The 22,147-nt window shown below is 34.6% G+C and carries 16 protein-coding genes and 1 pseudogene; 6 read left to right on the top strand and 11 right to left on the bottom strand.

Going from position 1 to position 22,147, the window contains the following annotated elements; translation table 11 throughout:
• Together QLS31_RS14815 and pafA are read left to right on the top strand one after the other, a co-directional pair.
• Positions 1 to 98: pseudogene (locus QLS31_RS14815) on the top strand (IS1595 family transposase); the annotation flags it as partial.
• A 31-nt stretch (positions 99 to 129) separates the two neighbouring features.
• Entirely contained in the window at positions 130 to 1,746 is a 1,617-nt protein-coding gene (gene pafA, locus QLS31_RS14820; RefSeq protein WP_282744488.1) for an alkaline phosphatase PafA, read from the top strand.
• A gap of 55 nt (positions 1,747 to 1,801) precedes the next feature.
• Here pafA and lysA read toward each other — a convergent pair whose 3' ends face one another.
• The 3 genes from lysA to gltB form a co-directional block, all read right to left on the bottom strand.
• Positions 1,802 to 3,022 (bottom strand): diaminopimelate decarboxylase, encoded by a 1,221-nt coding sequence (gene lysA, locus QLS31_RS14825; RefSeq protein ID WP_099716003.1) that lies wholly within the window; start codon positions 3,020 to 3,022, stop codon positions 1,802 to 1,804.
• Between the two features lie 172 nt (positions 3,023 to 3,194).
• The gene (locus QLS31_RS14830; RefSeq protein ID WP_282744489.1) at positions 3,195 to 4,649 is read right to left on the bottom strand and encodes a glutamate synthase subunit beta; all 1,455 of its coding nucleotides are present in this window, start codon (positions 4,647 to 4,649) and stop codon (positions 3,195 to 3,197) included.
• Positions 4,650 to 4,651: 2 nt separating this feature from the next.
• Positions 4,652 to 9,169 (bottom strand): glutamate synthase large subunit, encoded by a 4,518-nt coding sequence (gltB, locus tag QLS31_RS14835; RefSeq protein WP_282744490.1) that lies wholly within the window; start codon positions 9,167 to 9,169, stop codon positions 4,652 to 4,654.
• Between the two features lie 408 nt (positions 9,170 to 9,577).
• On the opposite strand from gltB, the gene sucC reads away from it, so the two are divergent.
• Positions 9,578 to 10,771 (top strand): ADP-forming succinate--CoA ligase subunit beta, encoded by a 1,194-nt coding sequence (gene sucC, locus QLS31_RS14840; protein WP_099716000.1) that lies wholly within the window; start codon positions 9,578 to 9,580, stop codon positions 10,769 to 10,771.
• Positions 10,772 to 10,990: 219 nt separating this feature from the next.
• On the top strand, positions 10,991 to 12,559 hold the full coding sequence (locus tag QLS31_RS14845; RefSeq protein WP_282744502.1) for a protein adenylyltransferase SelO: 1,569 nt from the start codon (positions 10,991 to 10,993) through the stop codon (positions 12,557 to 12,559).
• Between the two features lie 103 nt (positions 12,560 to 12,662).
• Here the strand turns inward: QLS31_RS14845 and QLS31_RS14850 are convergent, their stop codons facing one another.
• From QLS31_RS14850 to QLS31_RS14865, 4 genes are read right to left on the bottom strand one after another with little or no spacing between them, the layout of a single operon-like run.
• The gene (locus QLS31_RS14850) at positions 12,663 to 13,130 is read right to left on the bottom strand and encodes a DUF1456 family protein (protein ID WP_282744503.1); all 468 of its coding nucleotides are present in this window, start codon (positions 13,128 to 13,130) and stop codon (positions 12,663 to 12,665) included.
• A 58-nt stretch (positions 13,131 to 13,188) separates the two neighbouring features.
• Positions 13,189 to 14,220, bottom strand: coding sequence for an aminotransferase class I/II-fold pyridoxal phosphate-dependent enzyme (locus QLS31_RS14855; protein ID WP_282744491.1), 1,032 nt, complete (start codon positions 14,218 to 14,220; stop codon positions 13,189 to 13,191).
• Between the two features lie 6 nt (positions 14,221 to 14,226).
• Entirely contained in the window at positions 14,227 to 15,237 is a 1,011-nt protein-coding gene (locus QLS31_RS14860; RefSeq protein ID WP_282744492.1) for a dipeptide epimerase, read from the bottom strand.
• A 50-nt stretch (positions 15,238 to 15,287) separates the two neighbouring features.
• Positions 15,288 to 16,109: an alpha/beta hydrolase-fold protein gene (locus tag QLS31_RS14865; protein ID WP_282744493.1), complete on the bottom strand. Its 822-nt coding sequence runs from the start codon at positions 16,107 to 16,109 to the stop codon at positions 15,288 to 15,290.
• Between the two features lie 56 nt (positions 16,110 to 16,165).
• On the opposite strand from QLS31_RS14865, the gene QLS31_RS14870 reads away from it, so the two are divergent.
• The gene (locus tag QLS31_RS14870) at positions 16,166 to 16,567 is read left to right on the top strand and encodes an excinuclease ABC subunit B (protein WP_282744494.1); all 402 of its coding nucleotides are present in this window, start codon (positions 16,166 to 16,168) and stop codon (positions 16,565 to 16,567) included.
• On the opposite strand, the gene uvrB is transcribed toward QLS31_RS14870, so the two are convergent.
• Positions 16,564 to 18,555 (bottom strand): excinuclease ABC subunit UvrB, encoded by a 1,992-nt coding sequence (gene uvrB, locus QLS31_RS14875; RefSeq protein ID WP_282744495.1) that lies wholly within the window; start codon positions 18,553 to 18,555, stop codon positions 16,564 to 16,566. The two genes, QLS31_RS14870 and uvrB, sit on opposite strands and share 4 nt — an antisense overlap.
• 60 nt (positions 18,556 to 18,615) lie before the next feature.
• Complete coding sequence (rlmF, locus tag QLS31_RS14880) at positions 18,616 to 19,590, bottom strand: 23S rRNA (adenine(1618)-N(6))-methyltransferase RlmF (protein ID WP_282744496.1); 975 nt, start codon at positions 19,588 to 19,590, stop codon at positions 18,616 to 18,618.
• A 156-nt stretch (positions 19,591 to 19,746) separates the two neighbouring features.
• On the opposite strand from rlmF, the gene QLS31_RS14885 reads away from it, so the two are divergent.
• Positions 19,747 to 20,613: an alpha/beta hydrolase gene (locus tag QLS31_RS14885; protein ID WP_282744497.1), complete on the top strand. Its 867-nt coding sequence runs from the start codon at positions 19,747 to 19,749 to the stop codon at positions 20,611 to 20,613.
• Between the two features lie 3 nt (positions 20,614 to 20,616).
• Here the strand turns inward: QLS31_RS14885 and QLS31_RS14890 are convergent, their stop codons facing one another.
• A complete protein-coding gene (locus QLS31_RS14890) occupies positions 20,617 to 21,279 on the bottom strand; it encodes a thiamine diphosphokinase (protein WP_282744498.1) in 663 nt (220 codons plus the stop codon).
• 36 nt (positions 21,280 to 21,315) lie between these two features.
• Positions 21,316 to 22,137, bottom strand: coding sequence for a DUF4249 domain-containing protein (locus QLS31_RS14895; RefSeq protein WP_282744499.1), 822 nt, complete (start codon positions 22,135 to 22,137; stop codon positions 21,316 to 21,318).
• Positions 22,138 to 22,147 lie beyond the last annotated feature (10 nt).

Raw genomic sequence — 22,147 nt, forward strand, 5'->3', positions numbered from 1 at the left:
AATTATACCTAAACGAGTTCGTTTACAAGCTTAACAGACGGTATTTTGAGGAAAAATTATTCGATAGGCTAGTAATAGCAAGTATTACAGGATTATGACTAAAAACGGACAATCAAATAAAAATATAATATGAAAAGAATTATTTTGTTTTTGACATTTATTATGTCTTTAAACTCACAAGCTCAACAACGCCCAAAATTAGTGGTAGGTATAGTGGTAGACCAAATGAAAATGGAATATCTATATCGTTTTTCAGATGATTTTTCTGCGAATGGTTTTAAAAGATTGATGACTAATGGCTATACTTTTCACAATATGCATTATAATTATGTACCTACTTATACTGCACCGGGTCACGCGAGTATTTATACTGGAACTACTCCATGTACTCATGGTATTGTAGGGAATGATTGGTTTAATAAAGCTACTGGAAAAGATATGTATTGTACTGATGATGCTTCAGTTAAAACAGTAGGTGACGGAACAGAAAAAGAGGGAGCAATGTCCCCAAAAAATTTGTTAAGCACCACCATTACAGATGAGTTGCGGATGGCGACAAATTTTAAAGGGAAAGTAATTGGGATGAGTGTAAAAGATCGTGGAGCAATTTTGCCTGCGGGTCATTTTGCTAATTGGGCATTTTGGTACAGTAAAACTGGAGCTTTTATCTCAAGTACTTTTTACGGTTCAGCACTACCGAATTGGGTAACTGAATTTAACCAAGAAAAGCGATACATGAATTACATCAATAAAGGATGGAATTTATTGAATCCCATTGCCACTTATAATGAAAGTCTTCCTGATGACAATCCTTATGAAGGAAAGTTAGATAAAGCTAATGCACCGGTTTTCCCATACGATTTAAGTAAAATGTATAAAGAAAAAGGAGCAGATGTTTTGAGAACTACCCCTTTTGGGAATGATATTTTGGCAGAGTTAGCCATGAAAGCTATAGAAAAAGAAGAGTTAGGCAAAGATGAAATTACGGATTTTTTGACGGTTAGTTTTTCTTCAACGGATTATGTTGGACATACTTTTGGACCACGTTCAATGGAGTTGCAGGATACTTATTTGCGTTTAGATCAAACGTTGGCTCAGTTTTTAAACTATTTAGATAAAACGGTTGGAAAGGATAATTACTTGCTTTTTCTGACTGCTGATCACGCTGGTGCTGAAAATCCAAATTATCTAAAAGATAATAAATATAATGTGAAGAATATTCCTTCGAAAGACATTGTAGAGGCATTAAAAAAACATTCTAACGAAACTTTTGGCGCTGATTTAATATTAGATTATTCTAACTTTAATCTTTTTTTCAATAAAGAAATTATTAAACAGAAAGGTTTAGAATTAGCCAAAGTGAAGCAAAGTTTTAAAGATTTTTTGATGACGCAAGAACAAGTTAAAAGAGTGTATACTGAAGAAGAAATTTTAGCTTCGTCAGGAGATGACTATTTTTTAAGTTTTATTTCTAAAGGCTATGATCCTAAACAAAACGGTGATATTGTTATACTTGATAAAACAGGCTATATGCAATATCAAGCCACAGGGACTACTCATGGTTCACCAAATAGTTATGATACACACGTGCCTTTGCTTTTTTATGGATGGCAAGTTCCAAAAGGAGAATTGCACACTAAAAAATTCATTACTCAAATAGCACCAACCCTTTCACAAATGTTGAAAATTCCATTTCCTAATGGAACTGAATCTGAAGTTTTAGATACGCTGTTAGATAAGAAATAATAGTATTGCGTATTATTAAAAAATCCCATTTGCATTAGCGAATGGGATTTTTTATTTATGCTGTTGTTGCTGCAACTGGCAGCGGAATTTGATTTTTTAATAAATCTTCAAAGGTTTCATGCGCTCTTATTAAATGCCCTTCACCATTCATCCATAACACTTCGGCCGGTTTGTACCTAGAGTTATAGTTGGATGCCATAGAGAAGCAATAGGCTCCTGCATTTCTAAAAGATAAAATATCACCTTCTTTTATTTCTGCAATTTTTCTATTATTTGCAAAAGTATCCGTCTCGCAAATATATCCTACTACGGAGTAGAAACGTTCTTTCCCTTTTGGATGTGATATGTTTTCGATATGATGTTGTGAACCATAAAACATTGGTCTGATCAAATGGTTAAAACCACTATCTATTCCTGCAAAAACAGTCGAAGTAGTTTGTTTAACTACATTTACTTTAGCCAAAAAGAAACCTGCTTCACTTACTAAAAATTTCCCAGGTTCAAATATTAATGTTAATTCTTTCCCGTATTCAGTACAAAAGGCATTGAATCTTTTGGATAATTTTTTACCTAATTCTTCAATGTCAGTTTCGATATCATCTTTCTTATATGGTACTTTAAATCCACTTCCAAAGTCTAAGAATTCAAGATTTTTAAAGTTTCTAGCGGCATCAAACAATATTTCAGCAGCGTATAAAAAGACTTCGATATCTAAAATATCAGAACCGGTATGCATATGAATTCCCACAATGTTCATTTTAGTATTTTCAACAATACGAACTAAATGAGGTAATTGGTGAACAGAAATACCAAATTTACTATCAATATGACCAACAGATATATTTGCATTTCCACCTGCCATCACGTGCGGATTTATTCTAATACATACTGGAACATTTGGGTATTTTGTACCAAATTGCTCTAATATGGATAAGTTGTCAATATTTATTTGAACTCCCATCGCCGATACTTCTTCAATTTCTTCAAGAGAAACACCATTTGGAGTATAAAATATTTTGTCTGGGTCGTAGCCGGCATGAAGTCCTAATAATACTTCTTGAATTGAAACAGTATCTAATCCTGACCCCATTTCTTTCAATAACTGAAGTATAGCAACATTTGACAAAGCCTTCATTGCATAATTGATGCGCAACTTATCTACCTTTGAAAAAGCTTTCGTTAATCTGTTGTATTGAGATTGTATTTTTTCGGCATCATAAACGTATAATGGACTGCCAAATTGTTCTGCTAATTGTAGTAAGTCTTTTGATTGCATGATTATTAATTTTGAGCAAATTTATTATTCTTTATTTAGTCCCACAAGCTAATAAATGAATTCTAACAAATTCTAACAAAAAGTTATAAATTAAACATTTATTTGAAATTTTATAAAAAAAAATAACCCTTGACAAATTTTTCTATCAAGGGTTATAAAATGTTATTCAAACCTATAAGTTGGGTAAATCGCCATTTCCTTTGGTAGGTAAATTGGTATAACCCATCAAGTATTTATCAACTTCTCTGGCAGCTTCACGACCTTCAGATATTGCCCATACAATTAAAGATTGTCCTCTTCGCATGTCACCAGCAGTAAATATATGAGGAACATTAGTTTGATAATTAGTCGCTTTAAAATTGCTTCTCATATCAATTTCTAATCCTAATTGATCGCTTAAAGTTTTCTCCGGACCTGTAAATCCAAGTGCCAATAAAGCTAAATCACAAGGCCAAACTTTTTCAGAACCTTCTTTTTCTATCAATTCAGGTCTTTGTCCAGGTGTCATTTTCCAAGCCACTTCAACGGTTTTTAAACCAACAAGTTCTCCTTTTTCATTAGAAATAAATTCTTTGGTATTGATTAGCCAGTTTCTATTACAACCTTCTTCATGTGAAGAAGATGTTTTTAATTGCAGTGGCCAAAATGGCCAAGGAGTAGTTTCACTTCTTCCAACTGGTGGTTTTGGTAAAATCTCAAAATTAGTAACTGATTTTGCACCGTGTCTGTTTGAAGTTCCAATACAATCTGAACCTGTATCTCCACCACCAATAACGATAACATCTTTACCAGTTGCTTTAATTTGATCTGGAATGGATTCTCCGTACAATACTTTAGTTTGTTGCGTTAAAAAGTCCATTGCCTGAACAACTCCTTTGCTTTCTATTCCTTTGGTAGGCAAGCTTCGTCTTTCGGTTGCACCACCACATAATACGATAGAATCAAAAGAATTTAATTCTTCAACACTATAGTTTACACCAACATTTACATTAGTTTTAAAAGTAATTCCTTCAGCTTCTAGAACAGCAACACGTCTGTCGATAATTCCTTTTTCTAATTTGAAATTTGGAATCCCATAACGTAATAATCCTCCAATGGTATTGTCTCTTTCAAAAACCGTAACAGTGTGTCCTGCACGATTTAATTGTTGTGCAGCCGCTAAACCAGCAGGGCCAGAGCCTATTACAGCTACTGTTTTTCCTGTTCTAACTTCTGGTGGTTGTGGTTTAATCCAACCTTCAGCGAAACCTCTTTCGATAATATTTTTTTCAATATTCTCGATAGCTACTGGCTCGCTTATAATTCCTAATACACATGATTTTTCACATGGAGCAGGGCATAAACGGCCTGTGAATTCTGGAAAGTTATTGGTTGATTGCAATATTTTCAATGCACTTTCCCATTCTTCCTGATGTACCATGTCATTAAAATCTGGAATCAAATTTCCTAATGGACAGGCACTGTGGCAAAATGGAATCCCACAATCCATACATCTGGATCCTTGTTCTTTGATTTTATCTTTGGTTAACGGAATTGTAAATTCATCATAATTCGATACTCTTTCTGGAACAGCAACATTACTTTCGTCGGTTCTAGTATATTCTTTAAATCCTCCTATCTTTCCCATGACTATAGTGCTATTAGTTCTTCAATTTTTTTTTCTTCTGCCAATCTCTGTAATGCTTTTTTGTAATCAGTAGGCATTACTTTGATAAAATGGTTGCGTTGGTTTTCCCAATCTTCTAAAATCCTTTTTGCCAAAGGACTATTGGTATACATAGAATGATTTTTTATCAAACGTCTCAGTTTAGTAAAGTCATCATCTTCCAATGTTTCAAAAGCGACCATTTCCATATTACATAATGTAGCATCGAATTTTTTATTTGGATCAAAAACATAAGCAATACCACCGCTCATTCCTGCAGCAAAATTTCTTCCTGTTTTTCCTAAAACCACTACAGTTCCTCCGGTCATGTATTCGCATCCATGATCTCCAATCCCTTCTACAACAGCTGTTGCTCCAGAATTTCTTACACAAAAACGTTCTCCAGCCATACCATTAATATAAGCTTCACCAGTGATTGCTCCGTAAAGTGCCACGTTACCAATAATGATATTTTCTTCTGGTTTGAAAGTAGCAGTAGGAGGGACTTTTATAATTAATTTACCTCCAGAAAGTCCTTTTCCTAAATAATCATTACAGTTTCCATGTATTTTAAAAGATAGACCATTTGTTGCAAAAGCACCAAAACTTTGTCCGGCAGAACCTGTAAAATCAACTAATATTGTGTCCTCAGGTAAACCTTGTGCACCATATATTTTTGAAATTTCATTACTCAATATAGCTCCAACGGAACGATCTGTGTTTTTGATATCAAAAGTAACTCTTGTTTTTTCTTTTCTATAAATAGAAGGAATAGCCGCTTTTATAATTTCAAAATCAAGTACATGGTCTAAAGCATGGTCTTGTGTAGTCGTATTGTGGTTTGGAACTTCTTTAGCTTTTTCTGGTTTATATAAAATAGTAGATAAATCTAATCCACTTGCTTTATAATGCTTGATGGCTTTATTGACATTCAATTTTTGAGATTGTCCCACCATTTCTTTTAATGTTCTAAATCCAAGTTGTGCCATGATTTCTCTCAACTCCTCAGCAATAAAATACATGAAGTTGATGATGTGTTCCGGTGTTCCTTTGAAATTTTTTCTCAATTCAGGATCTTGAGTAGCGATACCTACAGGACACGTATTCAAGTGACATGCTCTCATCATAATACAACCAGATGCTACTAAAGGAGCGGTTGCAAAACCAAATTCCTCAGCTCCAAGTAATGCAGCGATAGCAACATCACGCCCTGTTTTCAATTGTCCGTCACATTCTAAAACTACACGACTTCTTAAATCATTTAGAATTAATGTTTGTTGTGCTTCGGCTAATCCAAGTTCCCAAGGAATACCAGTATGTTGCAGTGATGTTAATGGTGCAGCTCCGGTTCCTCCGTCGTATCCTGAAATCAAAATCACGTCTGCTTTTGCTTTAGCAACACCGGCAGCGATTGTTCCAACACCCACTTCAGAAACTAATTTTACATTAATTCGAGCTTCACGATTAGCATTTTTTAAATCAAAAATTAACTGTGATAAATCTTCAATAGAATAAATATCATGGTGTGGCGGAGGTGAAATTAATCCAACATAAGGTGTAGAATTTCTTACTTCAGCAATCCATGGCACTACTTTTTCGCCTGGTAATTGACCACCTTCTCCAGGTTTTGCACCCTGAGCCATTTTTATTTGAATCTCTTTGGCATTTGTCAAATAGTTGATAGAAACCCCAAATCTTCCAGAAGCAACTTGTTTAATAGCACTATTTCTAGAATCACCATTTAAGTCTTTTTGGAAACGTTTAGAATCTTCTCCACCTTCTCCAGAATTACTTTTTCCACCAATTCTGTTCATTGCAATCGCTAGATTTTCATGAGCTTCTTGGCTGATAGATCCATAAGACATGGCTCCAGTTTTGAATTTTTTTACAATTTCTGTCCAAGGCTCCACTTCGTCAATTGAAATAGGATCTAAGTTATTGAATTCAAATAAACCTCTGATGGTCATCAAGTTTTCACTTTGATCGTTCACCATTTTAGAGTATTCTTTATAACTCTCAGGACTGTTTAAACGTACTGCTTGTTGCAATTTAGAAATCGTCGTTGGATTAAACATGTGTTTTTCTCCTGATCTTCTCCATCTGTAAATACCTCCAATTTCTAAAGGCAATAAATTGCTGACTTTTGAATTTGGAAATGCTTTTTGGTACCTTTTCTTGATTTCTTTTTCTACTTCCATTAGCCCAATTCCTTCAATTCTGGAAGGAGTGTATGGGAAATATTTAGAAGTGAATGTTTTGTTTAATCCTAAAATTTCAAAAATTTGTGCCGCTCTATACGAATGTAAAGTAGAGATACCAATTTTATTCATGATTTTCAGAATCCCTTTTGCAATAGCTTTATTATAGTTTTTAATAGCATAATCTGCTTTTACACCAGTGATAAAACCTTGGTTAACTTGGTTATGAATAATTTCATTTACCATGTAAGGATTAATTGCGCTGGCACCATAACCAAATAGTAAGGCAAAATGATGTGGTTCGCGAGGTTCTGCGGATTCTATTATGATTCCAAATTTAGAACGAACTTTCAGAATGTTAAGCGAATGATGAATATAAGAACACGCCAATAACATTGGTATTGGAGCCATTTTTTCGCTTACTCCTCTATCCGAAAGAATCACAATGTTGCAACCTTCTGAAACTGCTTTGAAAGTCGCCTGAACTGCTCTTTCCAAAGCGCGTTCTAGCCCGTTTACTCCTTTTTTTATATCGTATAATGTAGAAATAGTGACTGATTTGAAATCAGCATGATCAATATTTCTTATTTTATCTAAATCCTCGTTTGAAATTACAGGATTTTGTATTTTTAATTTTTTACAATGCTTAGGCTCAATATCAAAAATATTAAAATCTCCACCAATCGCTAAACTGATATCAGTAATGATTTCTTCACGAATACCATCCAAAGGTGGATTGGTAACCTGAGCAAATAATTGTTTGAAATAGTTGTATAACAGTTGTGGCTGATCAGATAAAACAGCTAGCGGAGTATCGTTACCCATAGAACTTAATGCTTCTGCACCTTCAGCTCCCATTGGGTTTATGATTGTTTTTAAATCCTCTATTGTGTAACCAAACAAACGTTGTCTTGTTTCGAAATCAATATTTTCCGTAGGGATTGGATTGTCAGTATAAGGGATTTTTGCTAATTGCAATAAATTTTCATCCAACCATTGTTTGTAAGGACGTTTGGTTACAATCGCATTTTTAATCTCATCATCTTCAATGATACGACCTTCGTTCATGTCAACCAAAAACATTTTTCCTGGTTCTAAACGACCGTGTTGAATCACATCTTCTGGTTTGATATCAAGAACACCAATCTCTGAAGACATAATTACAAAACCACTTTTAGTCAATGTATAACGAGATGGACGCAATCCATTTCTATCCAATAAAGCACCAATAACGTTACCATCTGTAAAAGGAATAGAAGCTGGTCCGTCCCATGGTTCCATGATGCATGCATTGTATTCGTAAAACGCTTTTTTGTCTTCCGACATGGTTTGGTGTTTTTCCCAAGCTTCAGGAACAACCATCATCATTGCTTCCGGTAGAGAACGACCTGTCATCAATAACAGTTCAATTACCATATCCATTGAAGCCGAATCTGATTTTCCTTCTAAAATAATTGGGAATAATTTTTTGATGTCATCACCAAAAACATCACTTTTCATCAGTTCTTCACGAGCACGCATACGGCTAATATTCCCGCGAAGTGTATTGATTTCACCATTGTGGCACATGTAACGGAAAGGTTGTGCCAATTCCCAAGATGGAAATGTATTGGTAGAGAAACGTTGGTGAACCAAAGCTAATCTGGTTACCAAGTCATCGTCTAACAAATCAGTATAGTATCTACTGATGTCTTCCGGCATCAACAAACCTTTGTATATAATGGTTGTAGTGGAGAAACTTGAAAAATAGAATCTGTAACTTTCTGAAATTCGTGAATTCCTGATTGTATGCTCAGCAATTTTTCTTCCCGCAAACATTTTGGCGTTAAATTGTTGTTCTGTAAGGTCTAATCCATTTTTACCAACAAATACTTGTTTAACGGTTGGTTCTTTTTCAGCAGCAATTTGACCCAAATTAGAAACATCTACAGGGACATCTCTCCATCCTAAAACTTCTAAATTTTGATCACGTATTGATGCTTCAAAAGTTGTTTTACAAAAAGCTACTTGGTTTGGACTTTTAGGCATAAAAACCATTCCTACAGCATATTGTCTAGCTTCTGGGATTTCAAAATCACATACTTTCTTAAAAAAATCATGAGGGATATCAAATAATATTCCAGCTCCATCTCCAGTTCTGCCATCTGAACTCACAGCACCACGGTGTTCTAATTTGATTAGAATGTCCAGTGCTTTGTGTATAATATCATTTGATTTAATTCCATTCAAATTACAAATGAATCCTGCTCCGCAATTGTCGTGTTCAAATTCGGGCAAATAAAGGCCTTGTTCTTTAACTTTCATGCTTAATATTTTTTTTTACAAAATTAAAGATTTAGTAACATATAACAGGCTTAAAAGTTAAAAACGCCTTGTTTTTACAGTTCTAATAGAAAAAGGTTAAATAAATCACAATAATAAGATTTAAGGACATCTGATTTGATTTTTCGACAAAAACAAAATGAAATTTGAGCCTTAAAGCCCGGAATTTTGAGAGAAATGTTTTACTGATGGTTTTTCTTCAATATTTATAACAAATTAGTAATTAATTTTTATATTTTTTATAATTTGATGCCTGTTATTGCCGGGTTTAAAATATCTAAATTTAGACTCCATTTAAATTGAAAAAAAAATAACACTTAAGTTTAATTTTGCTATTTTTGTGCCACTTTTATTCTGAAATAAATTCAGAATCCAGACAAATTCTATATTATGAACATACACGAATATCAAGGAAAAGAGATTTTAGCTAGCTACGGAGTTCGCATTCAACGCGGAATCGTTGCTAATAGCCCAGTAGAAGCGGTTGCTGCTGCAAAACAATTAACTACCGAAACTGGTACAAGTTGGTATGTTGTAAAAGCCCAAGTTCATGCAGGTGGACGTGGAAAAGGTGGTGGAGTTAAACTTGCCAAAAATTTACAACAAGTAGAAGAGATTTCAGAGCAAATCATCGGAATGCAATTGATAACTCCTCAAACTTCTGCTGAGGGTAAAAAAGTACACAAAGTTTTAATCGCTGAAGATGTTTATTATCCTGGTGAAAGTGAAACTTCTGAGTTTTATGTTTCTGTTTTATTGAATAGAGCTACAGGTCGTAACATGATTATGTATTCTACTGAAGGTGGAATGGATATTGAAGAAGTTGCGGAGCACACTCCACATTTAATTTTTACTGAAGAGGTTGATCCTTCTGTTGGATTACAAGGTTTTCAAGCAAGAAGAATTGCTTTTAACTTAGGTCTTTCTGGAAATGCTTTCAAAGAAATGGTGAAATTCATCGATTCTTTATACAATGCTTATATTGGATCTGATGCTTCGATGTTTGAAATCAACCCGGTTTTAAAAACATCTGATAATAAAATTATGGCTGTAGATGCTAAAGTAAATATCGATGATAATGCTTTATACAGACAAAAGAAATATGCTGACATGCGTGACGTTCGTGAGGAAAACCCAATCGAAGTTGAAGCAAAAGAAGTAGGTTTAAACTATGTTGATCTTGACGGTACAGTAGGATGTATGGTGAACGGAGCTGGTTTAGCTATGGCAACCATGGATTTAATTAAGTATGCTGGTTTTGAGCCTGCTAACTTCCTTGACGTAGGTGGAACTGCTGATGCAAAACGTGTTGAAACTGCTTTCCGTATTATCTTAAAAGATCAAAACGTAAAAGCAATTTTGATTAATATTTTTGGTGGAATCGTTCGTTGTGACCGTGTGGCGCAAGGAGTTGTTGATGCTTACAAAAATATGGGTGATGCAATTAAAGTACCAATCATTGTTCGTTTACAAGGTACAAATGCAGCTATCGCAAAAGAATTAATTGATAATTCAGGAATGCCAATTTTATCTGCTGTTGAATTTCAAGAAGCAGCTGACCAAGTAAAAGCAGCACTTTCTTAATTAGAAAATTGTTATATATTTTAAAAAATCCTGAGTGAAAGCTCAGGATTTTTTTGTTTTTACCTGTAGATTTTTTGTTTTTTGAAATCTATTTTTATGGGACATGTTTTTTTATAGCTAGAATTTTTAGGACTTAAAAATCATAAAAATAAATAAAAGTATAAATAATACTGACTTACAACCGTTACCTTTACTATTGTAAAAAATTCTTTTTTAAATATTATGAAACTTCATTTGCAAAATAATTTTATAGCCGAGCTACCTGCTGATACGAGTGATATCAATATGCCAAGGCAAGTGCAACAAGCTTGTTATTCGTTTGTTTTGCCAAAAAAACCTTCAAATCCATCGCTGATTCACGCTTCGATTGAAGTGGCTAATGCTATTGGTCTTTCTCAGGAAGATATACTTTCCGCTGATTTTTTAAATACTTTTTCAGGAAGTACTGTTTTTCCGGAAACGAAACCTTTTGCCTTATGTTATGCCGGACATCAATTTGGGAATTGGGCTGGACAATTAGGAGATGGTCGTGCTATCAATCTTACCGAAGTAGTTCATGATAATAAAACATACACTTTGCAACTAAAAGGAGCAGGGCCAACACCATATTCCCGAACTGCAGATGGTTTTGCCGTATTGCGTTCTTCCATTCGAGAATATTTATGTGCCGAAGCAATGCATTATTTGGGAGTTCCTACCACACGTTCGCTTTCGCTAATGCTTTCTGGAGATCAAGTATTGCGTGATGTTCTGTATAATGGAAATCCTGCCTATGAAAAAGGCGCCATTGTTTGTAGAGTAGCTCCTTCTTTTATTCGTTTTGGAAGTTTTGAATTATTTGCAGCTCGGGAAGATTATGTTAATCTCAAATTATTGGCGGATTTTACCATTAAACATCATTTTCCTCATATTCAACAAGAAGGTGTCGAAAAATACCTGGCCTTTTTTCAAGAAGTTACCCAAACTACACTCAAGATGATTGTTCATTGGCAACGCGTAGGTTTTGTTCATGGGGTTATGAATACCGATAATATGTCTATTCACGGCATCACCATTGATTACGGTCCTTACGGTTGGTTGGACGATTACAACTCCAGTTGGACGCCCAATACAACCGATATACAGCATAAAAGATACCGTTTTGGCAATCAACCTGAAATTGCGCTTTGGAATCTGTATCAATTGGCAAACGCATTGTATCCTTTGATAAAGGAAGTGAAACCGCTGGAAACTATTTTAGATGCTTTTAGTGTAGAGTACGAAAAGGAGTATTTGAATATGATGCAAAATAAACTTGGTTTCCAAATCAAAAAAGAACAAGATGTAGTTTTGATTCAGAGTTTGACTCAATTGTTGGAACGAGTAGAAACTGATATGACTATTTTCTTTAGGAACCTGAGTACTGTTACCAAAGCGGATATTGTAATAAATGCTTTCAATACCATAAAAGACGCCTTCTATAATGAAAAGGATTTGAATGAAGCAATATTGAAAGATTGGCACGATTGGTTTGAGAAATACACTATTCGAATCAATGAAGAAACACTTTCTGATTCTGAAAGAAAAGAGCAAATGAATACAGTGAATCCAAAATATGTATTGCGAAATTACATGGCGCAGTTGTGTATTGATGACGCGGATAAGGGAGATTATTCGTTGCTGAACGAATTATTTGAAATGCTTAAAAATCCTTATAACGAACAACCGAATTTGCAAAAATGGTTTGCCAAAAGGCCCGATTGGGCGAGAGATAAAGTCGGATGTTCTATGTTAAGCTGCAGTTCTTAAAGTATTTTTGATTGAGACATTTTTAAAGATATAAAAAAAATCCTGAACGAGAGTTCAGGATTTTTTTGCTTTAATTTAGTAGAGGCAAACAAATCTGCACTACTTATGATTTTTTATTCTTACCGAAATTAAATTTTACTTTCTCCACTACTTGAACTTTTGGAGTTCCTTTTGAGAATTGTTTTTTGAACGGTTTCTTAGCAGCAGGTTTGGATTTTGAAGGACTTTCGTCACCTCTTGATCTTTCTTCGTCTCTTGGCTTTGCTTTGAATTCAGTTCTTTCTGAAGCGCCTTCTTTTACAGGAATTTGAGCTTTGTGTTTAGCTAAAACATCGTTTGGATTTTTTGGATTTTCTTTGGTTCCTCGCAAGTGAATTACCAATGCATTTAGGAAATTGCGCAACACTTGGTCACCACATTCCATATAATTTTCATGTTTTTCATCACGGAAAAAAGCACCCAATTCTGATTTAGTGATTCTAAAATCTACTAATTCTAATATTTCAACTATTTGATCGTCACGTAACATTAAGGCTACACGAAGTTTTTTAAAGATATCGTTGTTTGTCATCATATTCTAATTTTTTACAAAGGTACGGTTTAAAAGCAATTGCACCACAATTTTAGATTTAGAATTGATTTTGGTTCAGAATGTGAATTATGGTATCCAAATCTTCTTTTTGGTGATTCGCAGTAATTACAATTCGATTTAGATTTTTACTGTCGGTCGGGTATTTAAAATTGGTTACGATAATTTTATTTGCTGTGAAAATTTCATTTAATCCTTCTATTTCTGGATAAATTAAAGGATAATTTGAATCAAAATGAATTACTTTGTTTTTAATCAAATTTACATCTATATGTTGAAGATTGTCTTTTAGTTTTTGATGCTGTTGCAAATAAATATTGTCCGCATCAGCCATTGTCTGTACAAATGCAGCATTCATTCCGGCACCGGAAACAAAAGTGTCGTGACTTGCTATTTGATTAATAAACTCAGAATCACAGGCAATTACACCACCTGTCAATCCAAAGGCTTTCCCTAAAGAGGATACCATAATTTTTCTTTTAATATTGGGAAGATTGATTGTCGAAAAAATTCCGCAACCATTCATACCCAAAATTCCAAGCGAATGTGATTCATCAATAACCAAAGTAATTTCTTTATTGTACGGAATCGAATTTATTATAGTAAGATCGATTGGTTTAATATGAAATGAAGGAACTGAATCTGTAAGAATCGTGATTTTTTCAGTTGCGTTATCCAGCAAACGAGGATTTAATTTTTCTCCAATAAAAAAAGGAAGACTGTTTTGTGCTTTGATGGCAGTATGCGTATCCGGAAAATGAAAAAAGCAATCGGTTTCAGGTGTTAATGCTTCAATAACTAATTTGCCCGCCAGCATACCGGAAGAAAGGGTGAGTACAGTATCTGCTTTGATGTAATTGGCTAAAAATTGTTCACCTTTTTCGTAGGCGGTTAGCTGAATATTGGCACTTCTCGAACTTCCATAAGCCGTGCCCCATTGCAAAATATTTTTAATAAGCAGTTTTTGAAATTCGGGATGCGTTGGTAAACCCAAATAAGCCGTCCCTCCAAAATAGAGGTATTCTTCATTTTCGATTTCAATTATTCGATCCGGAAATTGGTTGACTTTCATTTAAATCTACATTAAAGTTACACCGGTTCCATTTAAGTCAGAATAGTTTATTTTTCCAAAATCTATGGTTACACCAGTTGCTATATCTTCTGCCAAAAGCAATGCGCCGTCCATGTCTACATAATCCAGTTGTGGCAATAAATGTGCAATCGCAGATATTCCAACAGTTGATTCGGTCATGCAACCCACCATAGTTTTCAAACCTAATTTTTTGGCTTCCTGAATCATTCGTCTTCCAGGAGTTAGTCCGCCACATTTTACCAATTTTACATTGACACCATGAAAATGGTTGTGACATTTGGCGACATCTTCTTCAATGATACAACTTTCATCAGCAATTATTGGTAAAACCGAGTGTTTAAAAACTTCCTTGTGTCCTTCCCAATGGTCTGCTTTCATGGGTTGTTCTAAGAATTCTACGCCTAGTTTTTTTAGTTCAACGGCATTATTTATGGTTTCGTCTACGCCCCAACCACAATTGGCATCAATTCGAAAAATGGCATTCGTATGTTTCCGAAGTTCAGTAACAATGGCAATATCTTCTTTGGTTCCCAATTTTATTTTATAAATAGGCCAAGGCAATTCCTTCATTTTTGCAACCATTTTTTCAATGGATGCAATTCCAATTGTATAATCAGTCAATGGATTTTTATCGATGGTATAATTCCATAATTCATATAATTTCTTTCCTTTTTTGCGTGCGTATAAATCATTGTATGCCATATCCAAAGCGCATAAAGCAAACATATCGTCTTTTAAATAAGGATGAATTTTTGCCCAAAACTCTCCAGGTGTTTCATTTGTCGCAGCTTCAATTACAGAACGAATTTTTTCTAAATCCTGCATCATCACCGGAACGGTTGTTTTGTAATACGGATTAGAAGTTGCTTCGCCAAAACCGGAGAAACCGCCACTTTTTAATTCCACAATCAAAGAAGGTTGGAAGTCGATCGATTCTCTCGAAATGGTAAACGTGTGTTTTAATTTGAGGTTGTATTCTCTTAAGATTAGTTCCATTTGAATCTGATTTTATACTTAAAATTAATAAGTTTCTTTAAACAGGAGATTTAATAACCAAGCCATAAAACGGCTTTTACAAAACCATCCCGCCATAATTTTTCATTATGTTGTCCGCCTTTTACAATTTTCTTTTCATTCAAATTAAGACAGTAACATCTATTTGAATTTAATAAATATTCCATTTTATTCAAATCCGAAACCATATCGTCACTTTCATGATCTCCACATAGGAAATAGATTTTAGATTTTATCTTTTTAGATTTTTCAGTCAAATCATAAATGTCTTTACTGTACCAAAACGAGGGAGAAAACACACCCGCTTTTCCAAATATTTCTGGGTATTTTAAAATGGCATAATAAGAAGTAAGCCCACCAAGGGAACTTCCCATGATTATAGTGTTTTTCTTTTTAGTTTTTGTTCGATACGTTTTGTCGATTTGTGGTTTTAATGTTTTTACGATAAATTCTAAATAACTGTCTGCTTTTCCACCACCATATTTCTCATTTTTGAAAGGTGTTAATTCATCGATTCGTTTATCATTTCCATGTTCGATTCCTACTACAATAACAGGCGCTTTTAGGCTGTCCAGTTTTTCATCCACATTCCATTCACCTGAATAGGAAGTTTTAGTGTCAAATAAATTCTGAGCATCATGCATATAAATTACTGAGAATTTCTTTTTGGAGGTTGCATAATTTTCTGGCAAATACACCCAAATTTTCTTTGTCATTTGCAGTTGTGGCGCTTCAATAGTAAAAGTGGAAACTTGTTTTGAAGCAGTGCTTTGTTTTGACTCGTTAGAGTCTTGAGCAGCAATTTTTGCTATTGTAAAAAAGAAAACTAGCAGTAGGAACTGTGGTCGAATCATTATTAGTTTTTGTGTTTTGATTTAAAAACAATATTTTAGCTAAAAATAATAATTTGATGAATACATTCGAAGAAAAGAGGAGTTTACTTTTAGAGATGATTGCTTTTTCCACAGTTGATGGACATTTGCATAAGAGGGAATATGATTTTTTAGCAATTATTGCTAGGGAATTGAGTTTTGATGTAGCAGTTTTTAAAGATTTATTTCATCAGGAATTACCACAATTACCTATTAAAACAGAGTTTTTGCGTATTCAACAATTTTATAGACTGGCGTTGTTAATGTATTGTGATGGGATTTTGCATGAAAAAGAAATGATTACGATTCAGCAAATTGCAATTGATATGGGACTTAATCCTATAGCGACAAAACGAATTCTTAAATTGATGAATGAAGCACCAAATGCTATTATCGATGGCGAGATTTTATTGAATGTTTTTCAGGAACAACACAATTAAGACAATTGCCCTTGCAGCGCTTTTATTTCATCACGTAATTTTGCAGCTTGCATAAAGTCTAATTCTTTTGCCGCTTTTTCCATGTTTTTTCGTTTTTCACGAATGCGTTTCTCAATATCTGGTTTTGATAAATATTCAGTAATAGGTTCGGCGGCAGTTGATAGCGTGTAGCCTAATTCATAATCTGCTAAAGGATTTTTGGTAAAGGCACTTTCTATTTTTTTGTTCAATGCTTGAGGAACCAAATTATTTGCAGTATTGTAATTAATTTGTTTGGTTCTGCGATAATTGGTTTCATCAATGGTTTTTTGCATGCTAGCCGTAATTTTATCCGCATACATAATTGCTTTTCCGTTCAGGTTTCTCGCTGCACGACCGATTGTTTGCGTAAGCGAACGATGACTACGTAGAAAACCTTCTTTGTCTGCATCTAAAATTGCTACCAATGAAACTTCAGGTAAATCCAAACCTTCACGAAGTAAATTCACACCAATTAACACATCAAAAATTCCTTTTCGTAAATCTTGCATGATTTCTATTCGTTCCAAAGTATCTACTTCAGAGTGAATATAACGGCAGCGAATATTGACTTTGGTTAAATATTTGGCTAATTCTTCCGCCATTCTTTTGGTTAAAGTCGTTACCAAAACACGTTCATCAATTTCGGCTCGAACCTGAATTTCTTCAATTAAATCATCAATTTGATTTAAGCTTGGACGGATTTCAATAATTGGATCCAATAATCCTGTCGGACGAATCACTTGCTCCACAACAACTCCTTCGGTTTTTTGTAATTCATAATCAGCGGGTGTTGCCGAAACATAAATAACTTGATTTTGCATGGCTTCAAACTCTTCAAACTTCAAAGGGCGATTGTCCATTGCTGCCGGAAGTCTAAAACCATATTCCACTAAGTTTTCTTTTCGGCTTCTGTCTCCGCCATACATAGCGCTGACTTGGGAAAGTGTCACGTGACTTTCATCGACCACCATTAAATAATCTTTCGGGAAATAATCCAGCAAGCAAAAAGGCCTTGTTCCAGCTAAACGACCATCGAGATAACGGGAATAATTTTCAATACCGGAGCAATAACCAAGTTCACGAATCATTTCTAAATCAAAATTGGTTCGCTCTTCTAATCGTTTTGCTTCTAAATGTTTTCCAATTTCTTTGAAATAATCGACTTGTTTCACTAAATCCTGTTGTATTTCCCAAATGGCATTTTGCAAAACATCCGGAGAAGTCACAAACATATTAGCAGGATAAATCGTTAATCTGTCAAATTTTTCGATGACCTGAGAATTCTTTGTGTCGAAACTTTCTATTTCCTCGATTTCATCACCAAAGAAATGAACTCTATACGCTTCATCTGCATAACTAGGATAAACATCTACTGTATCACCTTTTATTCTGAAACTTCCGGGATTAAAATCGGCTTCAGTTCTGGAATATAAACTTTGCACCAGTTGATGTAATAATTTGGTTCGGGAAATGATTTGTCCTTTCTCAATCGGAATCAAGTTTTTCTGAAATTCTATGGGATTTCCAATACCGTACAAACAGGAAACCGATGCCACAACCAAAATATCTCTTCGTCCTGAAAGCAATGAAGCAGTGGTTGACATTCGCATTTTTTCCAGTTCTTCATTGATGGATAAATCCTTTTCGATGAAAACGCCTGTTACGGGCATAAATGCTTCAGGCTGATAATAATCGTAGTACGAAACGAAATATTCCACGGCATTATTCGGAAAAAATTGCTTGAATTCCGAATACAATTGTGCTGCCAAAGTCTTATTGTGTGCCAAAACCAAAGTTGGTCTTTGTACTTCCTGAATCACATTGGCCACTGTAAATGTTTTTCCAGATCCGGTAACTCCTAAAAGTGTCTGGAATTTATCACCATCAATAATCCCTTGAGCTAATTTTTCAATCGCTTGCGGTTGGTCGCCTTTTGGCTGGTAATCGGATACTACTTGGAAATTCATTTAATTAAATTGCTGATTGCAAATGTACAAAGGAATTTAAGAAAAAAAGTTTAGAAAAACTTAAAACTTCCAGGCTTTTTGTTGTGCTGAACTCAAAAAAGTCCAAGCTACAATTCGGCTTGTTTTTTGGCCTTGAGCCATATCAATCGTTTTAACTTCGACAGCACTAACCTTGTTTAATGTTTTGTAAAGACTGGAAAGATTTTCTTTTTTAGACACTAAAGTCGTGAACCATAAACACTGCATCGGATATTTTGCACTTTCGTAAATCATTTGGGTAACGAAACCTAATTCGCCGCCTTCACACCACAATTCAGCATTATGACCACCAAAATTTAAAACAGGTTTAGCTACGCTGCGTTCGGCTGCGCCTCGGGTTGTAGTTTTGGTATTTTCTAAATTATTTATTTTGCGAACCGTGCTTTTTGTAGCTTCATCTTGTGAGGCATGAAAAGGAGGATTGCAAATAGTGAATGTGAATTTGTCTTCGGGAGTGATTATGTTTTTAAAAATAAAACGCGATTCCGTTTGTTGTTGTAAACTAATGGCATCAATCAATTTTGGATTGTCTTCAATGATGGCGCTGCAATTTTCAATTGCTTGTAAATCGATATCAGTTCCTACAAAACTCCATCCGTAAGCTGAATTACCAATTATAGGATAAATGCAATTCGCACCAACACCAATATCTAAACCTTGAACAGTTTCTCCTTCAGGAATGATTCCGTTGTTGCCAGAAGCTAATAAATCGGCGATATAATGAATGTAATCCGCTCTTCCGGGAATGGGAGGGCAAAGATAATTTTTAGGAATATCCCAGTTTTGAATGTCATAATGCGATAATAATAACGCTTTGTTGAGTGATTTTACAGCATCAGGATTACTAAAATCAATAGTCTCGATATTATGCTCGTTGATAGAAACAAAATGCTGCAGTTCAGGAGATTTTTCTATTAATTGCTCAAAGTTATATCCAAATCTATCAAGATTTCTGGGATGTAAATTAGTCTTTTCGGTAATCGTTTTCGGTTTCATTTTCTATATTTCGATGCAAAGATAGGCATAACTATTTTGTAAACGCATAAAGACGACTTTGACCTATTAAACGAATAAAAAATAAATCATAAAATTAGAATATTGCCGCTTTTTTGAAACATAAAAACGGTTACTTTTATAAAAAATACAAATAGTATGACTTTTATGCTCGCTTCATTTAAATTCAAAAAGAGATACATAGCTTACAGTTTTATGTTTTTCTATATCATAATGTGTCAGTCTTGTATGATGATGCGATTTTCGAATAAAGAAACCATCACTTTTTTTGCGCCATCAAAAATAGAATTTCAGGATAAAACAATTGCTTTTGAAGGCTATAAAATTCATTATGTAGAAACGGGTAATGCGCAAAATCCGACATTGTTTTTTGTACACGGTTCGCCAGGAAGTTGGAATGCCTTTAAAGAATATCTTAAAGACACTTTATTGTTGAAAAAATACCGAATGATTGCTATTGACCGACCTGGTTTTGGGTACAGTGATTTTGGGGATGCTCAAAATGTAAGTGTGCAATCTAAAAGAATTTCGGAGTTTATAAAAAAAATCGATAATAAAAAGCCACTAATTTTGGTAGGACATTCCGTTGGCGGACCAGTTGTGGCTAAATTAGCTGTAGATAATCCAACTTGGTACAAACGATTAGTAATTCTGGCTGGATCATTGGACCCAAAAGCTGAAAACCCAGAAAAATGGAGAACCGTTATCAAAGTTTCGCCTTTGCGGTATTTGATTCCCGGAGCATTGCGCCCGTCTAATGATGAGTTGTGGTGGCTGAAACAAGATTTAGTAGACTTAGAGCTAGAACTGAAAAACATTACTAGCGATGTTACCGTTATTCATGGAACAAAAGATGTTTTGGTGCCGTACAGCAATATGGACTTCATAAAAAAAAGTTTTGTTAATGCTAAATCAATGGATACAATAACGATCGAAAAAGCAAATCATTTTATCCCGTGGAGTCATTATGAAATTGTGAGAAATGCATTGTTGACTATTCAATAAGTCCTAATCCAGACATTCCATCATCAATAAATCACCTTCGTCATGTTCTATTGTTACAATGCCGTCCTTGATAACATGATTGCTGCTTCCGGTTCTGTAACCAATGGTCAGACTATCATCTTTCAATGGATAAAATAAATTATCAGAATGAATTCCAGTAACGTGACCGATGGGAATTAAAGAAATAGGAGTGTTTGCCGTGTACCATTTTTCGAATTTCTTAGGCAATAAAAACACTTTCGAGTGATCGTCCAGAATCACAATTTTCAATAGATTTCTGTATCGTGTGATGTTGGTAAGATTGGTAATGGTATGATCGGCTCTTCGTCCGGTTGCCCAAACCACATTTACTGCGGGAATTTTTCTTTCGATTAAATAGTCAAAAGCCTTTTCTAAATCGGTTTTATTTTGGTCCGGAGTATGAATGATTTCGATTGGAAATTGAGATGTTCTGTAAATTCCAGGATCAAATCCTCTGTCGAAATCGCCTAAAAGCACATCGACTTTGATGTCTAATTCCATAACACGCACCATAGCCGAATCTAATACTACCACAAGTGGCGACCATTCCAGTAATTGACCCAATAGTTCCGGGTTGCAGGAAGCGCCGTTGGCAATGATTAAAGCAGGTTCTTGGTCGTCGCGAACGATATGATGTGAGGACATAGTTAATTATGAATTGAAAATTACATGCAAATATACTTATTCAATAGTGTAATTTCTAATATCGACTTCACTAAGGGAAAAATAGCCTAATGGATAATTAGCCGCATCAGTGGTGTTGATGATGTTTCCTCTAACGGTTGCTGGCGGAGATTGAAACGGTCCGCCGCCATTATTTCCGGCAATACTTACTAAAACACTCATGTAATTGTAATATGCTTTAGAAATCCCAAAATGGCTTATTTCGATTTTATCGTCTTTTTTTAAATCATCATTTTGCGAGATACTGAAGAATTCGTTTCCGTTAAAAAACTCATCTTGGTCTACATAATAGTTTGATTTTACTTGGTTTGAATACACATATTTGTAGAGGTAGTAATTCGATTCACTTGCTGGATCTTGATAAAATGTTTTAATTTCTATATCTGTGCCAGTAAAACCTCCTTGGTTGTTTTGAACAATTTTTGTTATGGGCGTAACGGGTTTCAATGTTTCGGTAGCAGTGTAGGTATTGCCATTGCTGATCACTGTCAGTGTATAGGTTTCGTTGATTACAGGTATAAAAGTAGCACAAGTATATTCGCCTGTATTTTGGATTTCAGAAAAATTGAAAACTACATTAGCGCTGTTTTTAATGGAAACTGTTGCTCCGGAAACTTTTGGAATTTCAGTGCTGTAAAATCCGGTGGTAGTGGTTAGTTTTATTTTCTGTTGGCTTCCTGAAGTTCCTTTTTTCCAATTGATTGCTGCTTCAATAACCAGTTTTGGTGGTGCATTGTCTAAATCTACTTCGACAACATCTTCACAACTTGCCGAAAAAACAGCAATGAAAAGTACCAGATATAGTGTTATTTTTTTCATGATTTTATTT

Source organism: Flavobacterium sp. XS2P24, assembly GCF_030010285.1.
In the GTDB taxonomy this organism is placed as follows: domain Bacteria; phylum Bacteroidota; class Bacteroidia; order Flavobacteriales; family Flavobacteriaceae; genus Flavobacterium; species Flavobacterium algoritolerans.

Excerpts from the sequence above, each read along its gene's own strand:
- pafA (WP_282744488.1), top strand. The coding sequence starts at position 130 with ATGAAAAGAATTATTTTGTTTTTGACATTTATTATGTCTTTAAACTCA.
- lysA (WP_099716003.1), bottom strand. The coding sequence starts at position 3,022 with ATGCAATCAAAAGACTTACTACAATTAGCAGAACAATTTGGCAGTCCA.
- QLS31_RS14830 (WP_282744489.1), bottom strand. The coding sequence starts at position 4,649 with ATGGGAAAGATAGGAGGATTTAAAGAATATACTAGAACCGACGAAAGT.
- gltB (WP_282744490.1), bottom strand. The coding sequence starts at position 9,169 with ATGAAAGTTAAAGAACAAGGCCTTTATTTGCCCGAATTTGAACACGAC.
- sucC (WP_099716000.1), top strand. The coding sequence starts at position 9,578 with ATGAACATACACGAATATCAAGGAAAAGAGATTTTAGCTAGCTACGGA.
- QLS31_RS14850 (WP_282744503.1), bottom strand. The coding sequence starts at position 13,130 with ATGACAAACAACGATATCTTTAAAAAACTTCGTGTAGCCTTAATGTTA.
- QLS31_RS14855 (WP_282744491.1), bottom strand. The coding sequence starts at position 14,220 with ATGAAAGTCAACCAATTTCCGGATCGAATAATTGAAATCGAAAATGAA.
- QLS31_RS14860 (WP_282744492.1), bottom strand. The coding sequence starts at position 15,237 with ATGGAACTAATCTTAAGAGAATACAACCTCAAATTAAAACACACGTTT.
- QLS31_RS14865 (WP_282744493.1), bottom strand. The coding sequence starts at position 16,109 with ATGATTCGACCACAGTTCCTACTGCTAGTTTTCTTTTTTACAATAGCA.
- QLS31_RS14870 (WP_282744494.1), top strand. The coding sequence starts at position 16,166 with ATGAATACATTCGAAGAAAAGAGGAGTTTACTTTTAGAGATGATTGCT.
- uvrB (WP_282744495.1), bottom strand. The coding sequence starts at position 18,555 with ATGAATTTCCAAGTAGTATCCGATTACCAGCCAAAAGGCGACCAACCG.
- rlmF (WP_282744496.1), bottom strand. The coding sequence starts at position 19,590 with ATGAAACCGAAAACGATTACCGAAAAGACTAATTTACATCCCAGAAAT.
- QLS31_RS14885 (WP_282744497.1), top strand. The coding sequence starts at position 19,747 with ATGACTTTTATGCTCGCTTCATTTAAATTCAAAAAGAGATACATAGCT.
- QLS31_RS14890 (WP_282744498.1), bottom strand. The coding sequence starts at position 21,279 with ATGTCCTCACATCATATCGTTCGCGACGACCAAGAACCTGCTTTAATC.
- QLS31_RS14895 (WP_282744499.1), bottom strand. The coding sequence starts at position 22,137 with ATGAAAAAAATAACACTATATCTGGTACTTTTCATTGCTGTTTTTTCG.